Source organism: Tenacibaculum litopenaei (genome assembly GCF_964514025.1).
Taxonomy (GTDB): Bacteria; Bacteroidota; Bacteroidia; order Flavobacteriales; family Flavobacteriaceae; genus Polaribacter; species Polaribacter litopenaei.
On the sequence record NZ_CAZEQT010000006.1, the window covers coordinates 352,729 to 366,289 of the forward strand.

The 13,561-nt window shown below is 40.1% G+C and carries 10 protein-coding genes; 2 read left to right on the forward strand and 8 right to left on the reverse strand.

The features are described 5' to 3' along the window. Window positions 1–58: 58 nt before the first annotated feature. Window positions 59–2,899 (reverse strand): TonB-dependent receptor, encoded by a 2,841-nt coding sequence (locus tag ACKTS5_RS10175; protein WP_408043758.1) that lies wholly within the window; start codon window positions 2,897–2,899, stop codon window positions 59–61. 376 nt (window positions 2,900–3,275) lie between these two features. On the opposite strand from ACKTS5_RS10175, the gene ACKTS5_RS10180 reads away from it, so the two are divergent. Continuing rightward, window positions 3,276–4,220, forward strand: coding sequence for a helix-turn-helix domain-containing protein (locus tag ACKTS5_RS10180; protein WP_408043759.1), 945 nt, complete (start codon window positions 3,276–3,278; stop codon window positions 4,218–4,220). A gap of 175 nt (window positions 4,221–4,395) precedes the next feature. Continuing rightward, window positions 4,396–4,572 carry a hypothetical protein gene (locus ACKTS5_RS10185; RefSeq protein ID WP_408043760.1) on the forward strand — a complete coding sequence of 59 codons (177 nt, stop codon included), beginning with the start codon at window positions 4,396–4,398 and terminating at the stop codon, window positions 4,570–4,572. Between the two features lie 540 nt (window positions 4,573–5,112). On the opposite strand, the gene ACKTS5_RS10190 is transcribed toward ACKTS5_RS10185, so the two are convergent. The 7 genes from ACKTS5_RS10190 to ACKTS5_RS10220 are packed head-to-tail and all read right to left on the reverse strand — an operon-like array spanning window position 5,113 to window position 13,561. Beyond that, window positions 5,113–5,955, reverse strand: coding sequence for a crotonase/enoyl-CoA hydratase family protein (locus ACKTS5_RS10190; protein WP_408043761.1), 843 nt, complete (start codon window positions 5,953–5,955; stop codon window positions 5,113–5,115). A 17-nt stretch (window positions 5,956–5,972) separates the two neighbouring features. After that, complete coding sequence (locus ACKTS5_RS10195; RefSeq protein ID WP_408043762.1) at window positions 5,973–7,016, reverse strand: alpha/beta hydrolase; 1,044 nt, start codon at window positions 7,014–7,016, stop codon at window positions 5,973–5,975. A 2-nt stretch (window positions 7,017–7,018) separates the two neighbouring features. Continuing rightward, on the reverse strand, window positions 7,019–8,143 hold the full coding sequence (locus ACKTS5_RS10200) for a heparan-alpha-glucosaminide N-acetyltransferase domain-containing protein (protein ID WP_408043763.1): 1,125 nt from the start codon (window positions 8,141–8,143) through the stop codon (window positions 7,019–7,021). Between the two features lie 6 nt (window positions 8,144–8,149). Further along, the gene (locus ACKTS5_RS10205; protein WP_408043764.1) at window positions 8,150–8,731 is read right to left on the reverse strand and encodes a nitroreductase family protein; all 582 of its coding nucleotides are present in this window, start codon (window positions 8,729–8,731) and stop codon (window positions 8,150–8,152) included. Further along, a complete protein-coding gene (locus ACKTS5_RS10210; RefSeq protein ID WP_408043765.1) occupies window positions 8,728–10,551 on the reverse strand; it encodes an IucA/IucC family protein in 1,824 nt (607 codons plus the stop codon). The genes ACKTS5_RS10205 and ACKTS5_RS10210 overlap by 4 nt, the downstream gene beginning before the upstream one ends. After that, window positions 10,548–11,135: a GNAT family N-acetyltransferase gene (locus tag ACKTS5_RS10215; protein WP_408043766.1), complete on the reverse strand. Its 588-nt coding sequence runs from the start codon at window positions 11,133–11,135 to the stop codon at window positions 10,548–10,550. Before ACKTS5_RS10215 ends, ACKTS5_RS10210 begins: the two co-directional genes overlap by 4 nt. Continuing rightward, window positions 11,135–13,561: a GNAT family N-acetyltransferase gene (locus tag ACKTS5_RS10220; RefSeq protein WP_408043767.1), complete on the reverse strand. Its 2,427-nt coding sequence runs from the start codon at window positions 13,559–13,561 to the stop codon at window positions 11,135–11,137. The genes ACKTS5_RS10215 and ACKTS5_RS10220 overlap by 1 nt, the downstream gene beginning before the upstream one ends.

Below are 13,561 nucleotides of genomic sequence, written 5' to 3' on the forward strand. Positions count from 1 at the left end.
GCCCTCTATTACAGAGGGCTCAACTCGATTAAACAGCATTGAATAGTCAATGAAAAATCTAATTTATGGAGAACTTAACTCCAATATTTCCTTTAATACCGTAGTACTCTACTTGTTTTGGTCGATCTTGTGTTTTACCGTAATGGTAAATCAATGGATTGTTGAGTATGTTATTGATATCTGTATACAAGGTCCAATTTTTTCCTATCTGATACGAAGCGGAAAAGTCGAGAGTATTGTATTTTCCATAATACACATCATCAATATCGCGCTCTCCAAAACCTATGGCATAACTTCCTTTATGATTGAAAGCAATACGAGCATTGATTCCTTCCTTCTCGAAAAATAGCTGCGCATTGAAAAGCGTTCCTGCCTGATACGGTGTCGATACTTTACGCCCACTAGGTTTTGTCATCTCAGAATCCATAAAAGTTGCATTTAATTGGGTACCGAAGTACTGCCAAAACCCTGGTAAAAAGTCAAATCGTTTGTTTACACCCAATTCAATTCCTCCAATCCACGCGTCAGCGCCATTCACTGGAGTACTGAACTCAACACCAGCAATACCATTGTAGGTTCCTTGATAGGTATCGTTAAATACAGGGTCGGTAATTGACTTGTAAAAAACACCCGCATTAACTACACCAACATTCTCAAAATAGTATTCTCCTAAGAGATCGAAACTCCAAGAAAAGGTAGGGTTTAAATTTGGATTACCACCTTTGAATTCATTGTCAAAAGAGATAAAAGTTCCCGACGGCGAGATATCACCAAAATTTGGTCTTGAGAAACTCCTGGTAGCCGCGAAGCGAAGGTTCATGTCTTTTACCGGCGAGTACTTGACGTGCAGCATGGGTAAAACTGCCCAGTACGATTTGGTGTTTGCCACATTTTTTAACACGTTATTTTCAACTACATAGCCAGCAACTTTCGTTTCCGTTTTAGTAGTTCTTATCCCTGATAACACCGTCCATTGTGGTGAAGCGACCAAGGTACCCATTGCGTAAAAAGACAAATGGGTTTCATCTACATTAAAATTTCTCCCCAAACCACTATTAAATTGCAATGCAGAAGAGTCACCTGGCAATACCGATAAGTTCCCTTGATTATTTTGCCAAAATTCCTTCATTCCATCAGTTGAAAGTACCGGACCAAATGAGTTTTGGATATTCGATCCCATTTCTTGTAAAAAGTCAGCGCGACCAGGCTGTTCCATAAGTTGAGAACCATAAGCTGCCAAAGTAGGTGCGGCGGTTGCTCCTGACCATCCGTAATACAAATCTTCAAAAGTAGCTCTCCTATCTTTATCTCTAAACTTAGTCCCTACTTTTAGTTTAAAAGCATCGTTTACTCGGTATTCGTAATTTAGCGCAGCGACAATATTATCGCGTTCTTTAATTGATATTTTGTACAACTCAAGATCTGCAAAGGTCATATTAGCCGCCGACATTTTAAACGATGGATTACTGAAAAATCCGAACAAAGCATCCGTATTACTGTAATCTAACAAACCTCCGTCAGCCTTCCAATAAGCTCTATCATCACCAGCTCCACCCGCCGATTTTGGTCTGTTATCTAAATAGTTTGGATTAATACCCACGTTGTTTTGGTTGAACTTGAGTACGTAGTAACTCTTATTGTTAGCATCGGGGATATCACCATAGCGAAACTCGTTGTGGTAAGTAGCCATGCTCCAATCAATTTGGCCATGCTTCATTTTATGCACCCCTCCTAACTCACCTCCGATCATCTCAGTGATTAACTCGTTATAAATATTCTGAAGCTCTACACGTGCTGTATTGGTGGCACTGCTGAACTTATCAAAACGAACGCGGTGCTTGTAATGTGTTTCTGTATCAGATAGGGTTCCGTACACTCCTCGAAAATACATTTTGTGTTCCGTTGTAAAATTATACTCCATCGCTGCATTCAATCCAGTAGTGATACGCACTCCGTTATAATCTCTGAGCTCCATTCTAAAAACTCCTTCATCTCCTTTTCTTCTGGCTTCAAAATTGTCGGTTCCCCAATTTCTGTTCCAGTACGAACCGTTGAGGATAAAACCAAATTTACCATCTGCACTTTTATCTCCGTAGGTAAGCGAGGCATTATACACGGGTTTTCCTGATTTATCATTATATCCGCCACCTATATTTACGTTGAACAGTTGCTTGGTAGGTGACGTTTGCGTGATAAAATTCACCCCTCCACCAATACCGTCTGCCTCCATGTCAGGAGTATACGCTTTTGCTGCTTGTACATAGGAAATCAGTTCTGAAGGAAAAAAATCAAAGGCCGTAGCACGTGAGGTAGTTTCCTCTTCAGCGGTTGGAATACGGTTTCCGTTGATGGTCGTTGATGACCAAAATGGCGGCAATCCACGTACCGAAACAAATCGTCCTTCTCCCTGATCTCTTTCAATAGACACCCCTTGAATTCTCTGAACGGTTTCTGCAGCATTTCTGTCTGGTAATTTCCCAATTCCATCCGCCGCAATAACGTTTAATATGCTCATGGATTTCTTTTGAATACTCAGCGCTCTCGCCTCGCTGTTTTTACGAGAACTGGACACTAAGACCTCATCTAACTTTTGTGAAGCTTGTTCTAAAAGTAACAACCCTAGGTTATTTTTTCCTTCCTTAACAATCACCTCTACTGTCTTGGTTTTAAAACCGATGTAAGATATTTGTACGCTTATTTTACCTTTGGTCACATTCGTAATTGTGAAGTTTCCGTCGAAATCGGTGGTTGTACCCAATGTTGAATTCGCAATCATTACGGTTGCTTCTGGTAACGGAAAGCTTCCGTCGCTAACCACTCCTGAAATGGAGGACTGTCCATAAAAACACCAACACAAAAGATTGGTTAGTAGTAGCAGTAAAAGTTTTTTGGTAGTCATTTTGTTTCTTTTTTACAATAGTTAAAATTCTCTTCACAAATCAATACATTTTTTACTATTTGTAAATATTTTTCAAGTTAAGAAAACTTTTAGGCTAGGCTACTTTTTTGTAACCTGAATGTTAACAACATGAATTTGACGTAAACAAACCCAAAAAATACGCAATTAAACACCAAACAGCATGAGATTTCCTATTTTCATACCATTAACCATTTTGTGCTTTTGCAGACCTACAAAGTATAAAGCCCATTATTTGTTTACTAATAGTAAAAAAACCTATTCCTATCCCGTGGGAATAGTTGTGAAAATAAAGTCGCGTTTTTCTTTCTTATTTAGACTTATTAAATTTAATTTTGTAGAGTCGTTATACCAAACAATGCAAAACAACAACCCTACCCTTCAATCGCTGTTTGACGAAGCAAGCTCTTCTTTAAACTGTGGCTTAGTATCAAAAAAGCACGCCTTAAAATCGGCTTTAGGCACTGGCTATTTAGTCAGTCATTCTTTTGATGGTCTGCACTTAGAATATTTTCAAGGAAGTTTTAATGAAAACACCCGAGTGGCCAAGAGCAGTAATATCAATGCACTGGAGATATCCTTTTTGGTTCAGGGCGAAAAAATTGTACAGTGTACCAAAAAAGAGATGGTACAATCGGAACAAGAAGGAATTTTGTACTTCTCAAATAACTTAAAAGGAACCATACAGTATTACAAGGACCTGCCCTATCGAGAATTAACCGTGCGTTTCTATTACGAGTTTATTAAGAAGCATCAACTTATCACGCTGTTTCCGAAATTGAAAAAGTACACAGCTGCCAATGATAATTGCATTAACTTCAGTACTTCTTTCTGCCCGAGAACACAGGAAATACTGACAGATTTATTTACCAATGAATACGAAGGACTCTTAAAACGCCTGTTTTTGGAATCGCGAGTATTGGAATTGGTCAGCTTACAATTACAGCAAAATCCGAACAAACAGGCTCCGCAATCGTTAGTAAAAAAGATGTATACCGTAAAAAACCTCATCGCCAAAAGTTTGGGAGAACAGTTATCCGTAAAAGAACTGTCAAAGCGGGTCTTATTGAATGATACCGTGTTGAAAAAGGAATTTAAACGCGTATTTGAAGTTACCATTTCGGAATACTCCCAAAACTTGCGTATGGAAAAGGCCAAAGAATTACTATTGCATACCACCAAACCCATATATGAGGTATCTGATTTGGTTGGCTATAAAAATCCAACCCATTTTTCGGCCGCCTTTAAGCGTTTTGAACATTTGACTCCAAAACAGTTTAGAAGTACCTATTGCAAGGTATAAGCTGGCAGCTTCCCCCAAGGGTTGCCTCGTGTTCCAATACTTCCCCTTAACAATGATTTCTATAGACGCCTCGCACTATAGTACTTTTCCGCTATGGCATACAGTTAGCAGAACTAAGCATGGAAACAGGAAATCTCTTATCTTTCGCCTTGAAAATTGCTTAACTCATCATGACATGAAAAAATATTATACACTCGCGATAACCTTCGTATTCCTATTTGGAATTGGCTACCTGTTTCTATTTGACAGTAAGATCAATTCAAGTCTTTATAACGCATTCATTTGTACTGCGGCTGTGCATTTAGGAACACTGATAAAAAAGTACTACCAAGGTAGATATCAAGAAAATTAGTCCCTGCTATTCTTTTTTACATGAATGCATTGCTATTTCTAGCAACAAATAGCATTCGAGTCTATGTAACTGCCTCTTTGTCTTGTTTAAAAGTCTACGCTTCAAACAAGGCAATACAATCGTCTGTAATTGTATCAGCAATTCGACAGTGTGCTGCTTTTACTTTGAATACTACGAGTCAACCTATGACTTCTAGGGCTCCAGAAGCTGAATCAGTTAAGTTCTCTTTTATATAGTTGTCCCTAACTGTTCTCTGGTTATTTCAATAAGCTCTTGTCGAATACCGTGTAAACAAGCCTCACTATCTAGAGTTACTTTTATGAAATGCTGCTATTGAAAGTACGGTAAGGCTGCATAAAGAAAGGAATGCAGCTCACTATCTTGTGAAGATTGAGGGGGGCCGCTAAAAAAAGTTCGAGTTTGTTTTTACACCCCATCAAATCCAGTAATGAAGGGTGGATTTGATGGCGTATAAAAACGCAACAGATTTAAAGAGTTCAGCTTCAGCTGAAGTCATTTAAAACTAGTAACGTAAGGCTCTTATTGCAGCGTATAGCCTTTTATCCCCATGCGACGTTGCTGGGCGTTGATAATGAGTTCCATTCTACGCAAATCGGCCTGTTCCATTTGCATGCAGCTATCCACCCAGATATTGGTAATATCTAACAGTTCACTCTTCTGCAAAGGAAATACGCGTTTAATACTTTTGTAATGTGCCGATTGAAAGTTGAAGTTACTGCGGCTTTCTTCGATGTATTGTACTACTGAAGACAAGGTGTTTTCCGAAGCAATCACCCGATCAATTAAGCCTTTTTTACCGAGTTCTTCAGCCCCATACACACTTCCGCTGTACAGAATTTCCATCGCTGCATTGATGTTTAATTTACGGCATAGAAAACTGTAGGCCCCCATACCGGGAAACAGATTAAACTTATTTTCAGGCAGGCAAAACTGTGCTTGTGCATCTGCGATGATAACATCGTGAGCCATAACACACTCAAAACCTCCACCATAGGCCTTTCCTTCAACAGTTGCGATGGTAATTGCCGGCAGGTCAAATGAACAGTACATATTGTAAATCGCATCGATACACAAATGAGCATACTCTTCTAACTTGGCCCTATCTCTGTTTAAGATACTGCCATAAAAGTAGGGTAAATCTCCTCCTAGATTATAAATTCCATCACAGTCCGAACCGGAAACAATGTATTTTAATGGGTAATTTTCATCTGCGAACATCACTTTTAAGTCTTCCGAAAAACGTTTGAATTCTCGCAATTTATCAATGGAGAAATTCGGAATTCCTTCTGACTTTATTTTCCAGAGCACCAATTCGTTCTCTGGAAAATAGTTCACATCAAAATTTTTATACGGTTTTAGCATTTTATTATAGTTGTTGTTTATTTTTTTTCGGGGGATTGCTCCAGGAAGCTACAAATTTGCGCTACAGCGGCTCGTGCTTCTGGAGTCTCTTTTAAAGGGTTCAAGACAATAAAATCATGAATGACACCACTGTATCGCGTGGCTACTACAGGAACGCCCGCCTTTCGCAAATGTTTGGCATACGCCTCGCCTTCATCGCGTAGCACGTCAAATTCAGCGGTAATAACCAGAGCTCTTGGCAAGCCTTTAAGGGTCGTCAAATCTGCCTTTAAAGGACACACCGTCGGTAAACTTCTCGTCGCTTTGTCTGGAGCGTATTGCTCCCAAAACCACTGCATGGTAGCACGAGATAAATAATGTCCTTTGGAATACAATTGATATGATTGTGTCTGCAAATTATCACTGGTTACGGGATATAAAAGTAACTGTCCTTGTAATGTCAGTTCAGGATCTTTTTTCACGGTAATAGCCACCGCCGTTGCCATGTTTCCTCCAGCGCTATCGCCCCCTACGAATACGCGTTTCTTATCCAACCCGTAGGAACGTCCTTTTTGATAAATCCATCGAAGGACAGTAACACCTTCCTCATTCGCTTTTGGGTAACTTGCTTCAGGTGCTCTTGAATAATCAACGAATACCACCGCAACTTTTGCTTTCCTTGCAATAGTACTCAGCAATCGCTTGTGGGTTTTAAAACTGTTAAACACCCATCCTCCACCGTGAAAATACACCAGCACTGGAAGTTTTTTTCGGCGTAGCTTTTTGGGTTTAATCACAACTATCTTTGCGGAGTCTTTTTGATAAACCGCAGTAGTATGCTCATAATGGAGTTCGTGTTCGTAGGCCGTATTTTCCTCAAACTGCATATCTTCCATCGCCTTGCGACCAATAGCTAAGGGCAATTCGTGAATCGGAGGCCCTTGATACGCGTGGATTGCTTCAAGAAAAGCCTGATAATCTGGACTCACTCCATAGCTTCCGGCTAATTTCGACTGTGACCAACTAACTGTTACTTGTGTCCATACCGTTACACAAAGTAGTAATAGTCTCAATTTCCTCATGCTTATGCTGTTGCTCTTTTTAACGATTTCCTTTCCGCTCGCTTTTGTTTCCATTGGGCAACAAGTGCATTACGCACCCATAAAACTCCAAAACTAAGCACGGTATAGGCTACCATAGTTACGAGTAACTGTACTTGGTTATCAACTAACGAATATCCGAAAATCAAAACACCCCAATAGATGATGACCCACTGAATGAAATAGAAATTAGTTACATTTCTACTAGCATAGGCAATGATATCGTACAATTTTTGAGGTACGAATTTTACTATCTTGTGCCCAGCCCAAATGAGGAGTAAATTAATTCCCATTAAAATGATGGATCCTCCAGGCCCTAAATGGTAATAATCACCAAAATGGTAAGGTTTATCGTAGATACAAAGTCCCAGACCCAAGGCGATAAATGCAATTCCAAAAGGTAACATTTTTCCGATCATAAAACGTACATCATTCCCTTTTTCACGGTACCACATACCAAAGAACAATCCGATTAAAATAAAGGACATCCACGGGAATACTGGGAAATACACGTTGTAGTTTTTACCCCATAACAAATCACAAAGGTAATCTACCACTGGAATTCCCGGACGGAATCCAGCGATTTCCTTCGCTAGCAGTACTATTAGAAAAGTAAATACTAAAGCTGCGTATTTGTTTTTTATAAATTTTATAATAAGCCCCATGATGATGAGTGAAATTCCTGCCAATTGTAGAATATCACCGAGTAATCCGTAAAAAACGTAGTTTTCAGAGGCTCCTGGAGTCAGACCGTTGGCCTGAACAAAACTATCCGGAAATCCTCCAAAAAACGCCATGGGAACTACAAACCTCATCAAATTAAGTGAGTAACCCGTTATCAATACTCGAAGACCGCGAAGAAAAATTGTCGACATGGTCATTTTACCTGAGAAAACAAAAGACATTCCCATTACTACCAAGAACATCGGTGTTCCCTTTTCGAGTATTTGAATGACTTTTCCTAGTGGTGTAGCCTCCCAGGTGGCTACTGTTGAGTACACGATCATGACGTGCACAGGTATCATTAACAATACACTGATTCCTCTTACGAAATCGATTGTTTTAATGCGTTTAGATTTTGTTTTAGTTGTTTTTTGTATCGCTTCCATTTTTTGTTATCGTTTATGTCTACTTAACTTTTTACTTAATGGTTTTCTTTTTCTATTCACAGTAGGTAGTTTCTTTTTTAGATGTCCTAAATAAAAGAGTCCAAGACATTTTTCATTTTCGCTTAGTGACAGAGCTTCCTTCAAATACGCTAAGGTCGCTGCCCCTGTATCCCAGTAGCCTCCTAAGCCCAAGGCCGTGGTGGTTAACCACATATTTTGTACCGCGCACGATACCGCGGCTACCTCTTCCCATTCCGGCAATTGCGCACGCTTACCTGGTTCCATAATAATGGCGATCAGCGTTCCTTTTAAAGGATAGGTTTTCGTTTCTTCATACCGCTCAGTTGGATATTCTTCCTCGCTGTAAATCTTTCGGTAGTATTCCGCCATATAGCTCCCTAATTCCGCAGCATGTGCTCCTTCGAGTAACACAAATTTCCAAGGCTGAGTCATTTTGTGGGTCGGCGCCCAAAGACCACTGCTCACCACTTGATGGACCAAGGTCTCCGCTACTGGTTGTTCTGTAAAGTCAAAGGCGTAATGAGTACGCCTTTGCTTTATGATTGTTTCTAATTGTGCTGCTATCATACGGTAGTTGTTTCTAGCTGAGTTTTCAACGATTCCTTATTCGAAAAACCAGCTATAGGGTTCTGCAATACACCGTCGAGTTTCAAACTTTCAATTGGGTCTGCCAGGTTCAGCATTTGCTTGGTATTCGCTAATTGTAGTTTGTTTAAACAACAGCGATCAAAGGTCGGAACAAACATGTTGTAACGATCAAATTTCGCTTGTAGTTCTGGATAACTCGCTTGGTAATCGTGTATACATTCCGCCACCAACTTCCAAAAGTCACGCTCTTCAAAATCAATGCGCGTCGCTAAAATCGGAGGAATAAATCGGAAAATACAGTCAAATACATCCGTGAATATCGAGAGTAATTTCATACGGTCAGAAGTCTTGGTAAACAAACGGTCGGCATGCTCTGGCAGGTGCATTTCTTCGTTAAATACAATTACTTCCTCTGTGATATCCTTCATTAATACATACTGAGGAATAGCGTTCTCTAAGACCAATAATAAGTTCTCTCCATGCGGCATAAACACCAATTCATAGTGATAAAAACAGTGGATTAACGGACTCAAATACGCTTTTAGGTATTGTTGTATCCAAGCTTTAGCTCCTATCCCAGATTGTTTTATATACTCCACTAAAAGCGAATTTCCGGCAGCGTCTAAGTGCAATAAAGAAGCCATGGTAACGGGCGTTTGTCCGGTACCAATTTTCATATAAGGACTTTCCCTCCACAAAGCCGACAGCATTTTATTATGTGGATTTGTTTTTCCTAAGGCTTCGTAATACCTGTTTTGAAATCCGATGGTTGCCACCTCTCCCAACATGGTAAACCCGTTGTTTTGTAGGTACGAATCGTTTCCGAGCAATCCGTCTATCCAAGTGGTAATATGCGGGGTACTTTGCATATAATAAGGTGAAAGTCCACGAACAAAGCCCATGTTTAATATCGATAGCGCCGTTTTGGTATAGAGCTTTTCGGGATGTGTTTTATTGTACAGCGTACGGATAGACTGCTGCGCAGAAAATTCGTCGTTACTCTTCCCTAAAAACACCAAGTGTCGCCCAGCAATATCCTCAGCAAAAACATGCACTAATTTATTGTTCCATTGCCATGGATGCACTGGCATAAACAGATAGTCTTGTACATCTAGCTCAAGATCGATCAGTACTTTTTCAAATTCCGTCACTTTTTCTGAGCCCAATTCGCTGCGCATCAACTCGGCGTAATCGTAGCCTTCCATGGCGGTATAAGTGGCGGCTGACTTATGCCCTGCTACCCAATAAATTTGAAAAGGAGTATCTGCCTCTGGTGCGTATTTGTGATAATCGTCTAGGGTGAACCCGATACGCCCATTATTGGCAACAAAACAAGGATGTCCTTCCGCCATCGCATGTTCTACCTCCTGGAAAGTAGCGGTACTCAAAGCTTTGGCATCTAAGGTCTCATTGGTTAACTTAAACGCTGTACTCATTAAAGTACTGGTAATTTCTTCTAAATAAGTCGCTAGAAATCTGTCAGGAATTCCTAAGGTCTCCTGGAATTCTACAATGAACTCCAAGGCCTTCATGGCAACTTCCTTCCCTTCCGCTAATTTTATCAAACTCAATTCATCGATATGCCAATGCTCTAAACCAAAGAGTATCGCTTTGAATTGGTAGGTGTATTTTCCGTCTGCTGTAGTCAACTCGTATCGATTCCAGCCCTCGTCTAGGGTTTCTACCACTGTAGGTTTTAAAATACATTCGTGTGCAAATTCGCTACAGGCTTTTTTAATCAACAATCGATTGGCACGCTTCCATACAGTTGGATTTAAATGTGCTATTAATGCTTTCATAAGGTCGATCGGTTTTCTGAGGCTAAACGGTAGTTTTCACGGGTACAAATTGCCAAAGCCGCTACTTTGTTCGGTAATTGGATTTCTCCTTGATATACAAACCCCGCTTTTTTATTTAACACGTGAATTTTTTCGTTGTTTACATCGGGTTCAACTACCACGCGTTCTACGTAAGGCAAACTAAAAAAGTAATCCATGATGGTCGTAAAAATGTGCCAGGTAAACTGAGGAATCCTCTTCTGGGCAGGTGCTACTAAAATGTGCATCCCGTAGTCATTGAGCTGAGCCGCGTAATGGGCAGCAATGATATCTTCTGAAGCTTTGTAGCGTTCCATCAAAAATACGGGTTCGTCATTGAGTGTACCAATATAGGTGTGATGATGAGGGTTGTTCTCAATTTCTTCGTACGAAGCCAAAAACTCTTCTCTTGTCGACTCTAACATTCCCCAATATTTAGCATACGGCTGTGTTACCCAACCGTGAACCGTTGCCACATCCCTTTTCAAATCAATTGGACGCAACTTTAGTTCACCAACACCAGGAATGTCTTTTTTATATAATAAATGTTCAATAGATGTTTCCATTAAGCCTCTTGTAAATTTGGTTCTTGTTTGAATACTGCTAGTGGATTTTTAAGCTCTCCTGCGAATTGTAGTAATGCAACAGGGTCGTCTAAATCGATCATTTGCTTGTGGTTATTGAGTTGTAACCTGTTAAGACACGACAGTTTAAACGTCTCTGCAAACAGATCGTAGCGCTCAAACTTATCAGCTAATTCCGGATAACGCTGTTGGTATTCCTGAATATTTTCGGCTACCAATTTCCAGAATTCAGCTTCTCCAAATTCCATTTGACCTTCCAAAATCGGGGTCATGTATCGGAAGAAACCATCAAACATATCAGTAAATATTGAAAGTAATTTCACATCTTCAGGAACCGGAGCATACATGCGCTCTAGCTCTTTCGGCAATGCTACATCAGGATTTAAAATCACCGCTTCTTCAGTAATATCTTTGAGAAGTGCATACACTGGAACATTCTCTTCAAGAACTAAGATGATGTTTTCTCCATGCGGCATGAATACGAGATCGTATTTGTAAAAACAATGTACCAATGGGCTTAAATAAGCCTTTAAATAGGCACGCAACCAATTCTCAGTACTCAATCCTGAACTTTTAATATAGGCCGGTAATAAGGCATTGCCTTCGTGATCAATGTGCAATAAAGCCGCCATGGTAATTGGCTTTTGCCCTTCTTTTACTGCGGCATAAGGACTCTCCCTCCACAGTGATGCCAACATTTTGTTGTAATCGTTGTGAGGTCCAAACTCTTTGAAATACGGATTTACATAACTCACTGAACCTATTTCACTGAGCATTCTAAATCCATTTTCCTGAATATAGGCGTCGTTATAAAGTAAATTTTCCAGCCATACTGCCATTTTAGGCGCAGTTCCGAGATAATACAACGGCAAGCCTCTCATGAATCCCATGTTGAGAATTGACAAAGCTGATTTTGTATAAAATTTACTTGGATTGGTGATATTGAATAAAGTTCTTATCGACTGTTGTGCCAAATATTGATCTGGTCCATAGCCTAAGCACACCAAATCACCTTGTGCGATTTCCGGTGCGAATACCATGGCCAATTTATTAAACCATTGCCAAGGATGAATAGGTAAAAACAAATAGTCTTCTGGTTGATGACCTTTGTCTTTAAGTACTTGATTGAATTGCGCAATTGTCGCATCGTCGAGCTCCTGACGAATCAAGGTTTCATAAGGCAAACTCTCTATGGCTGCATAAACGGCCTTCGACTTATGACCGGCGAGCCACATTAACGAAAATGAGTTTCCTGCTTCCGGGGCATATGATCTGTAATCACTACTGTCAAAACCGATGCGTCCGTTATTGGCTACAAAACCAGGATGTCCTTCCGTCATCGACTGCTCTACGGTTTGAAAATCTGCCTCTGCTAAATCTTTCGCTATCGGATTTCCTTTGAGCATTTTAAATGCACTTCCGTAAAGTGTACTGATAATCTCTTCTAAATACACGGGCATTTTAGCGGTATCAATTCCTAAAATCCCTCTAAATTCTTTTATAAACTCTACGGCATCTACGGTCTTATCTTCACCATTTACAGTCTTTTTTAAGCTGCTCTCCGCTATCATTAATTGATTTAACGACAGGTGTTTTGCCTTAAAAGCATATACTATGTCATGCTGATCAGCAGTCAGTTGATACGATTTCCATCCGCCCTCTAATTCTTCTGTAATAGCGGGTGTGATGATTCGTTCATGTGCAAATTCTGTGATGGCTTTTTTCACCAATAATAAATTTGCTTGCTTCCACGCTTCAGGCGTTAAATGTTGTATGGATTGTTGTGGTGATACCACATTATCTAAAGTATTCATGGCACTTCGTTTTGAGGGTGTAAATAGTTGAATGTGTTTCTGATATTCACTGCGTGTTAAAAACGCTAATTGGGCTGTTTTATGTGGTAATTCTACTACCTTATCCAAGCCAAAACCTATGCGTTGACACAGGGCAAACATCTTTTTATTGCGTATATCTGGTTCTACCAGTATGCGCTGAATAGCAGTATTGGAAAAAACAAAATCCATAATACTCCTAAACATATACCAAGTAAAATGGGGAATTTTAGGGGACGCTGGTGGTGCTACGATAATATGCACTCCTCCATCGGTAGGCAGTGCATCGTAATAATCTGCGATGAGGTCGGTGGTCGGAACATAGCGTTCTAAAACAAATGCAATAGTTCCCTTATACTCGCCTACAAACACATCGTAATCTTCGGGTTCCATCAGTTTTGTGTATTCCTTAACCACGTCGTCTAAGCTGCTTTGCTGCATGCCCCAAAACACTGCATAATCGCGATTCACCCAATCGTGTAAGACTTTACTGTCCGACGCTATACTAAAGGGACGAATGACGATTTCTCCAAAATCTTGATACCTCGTTTTAAAAACTTGCTGTTCTGTACTCAT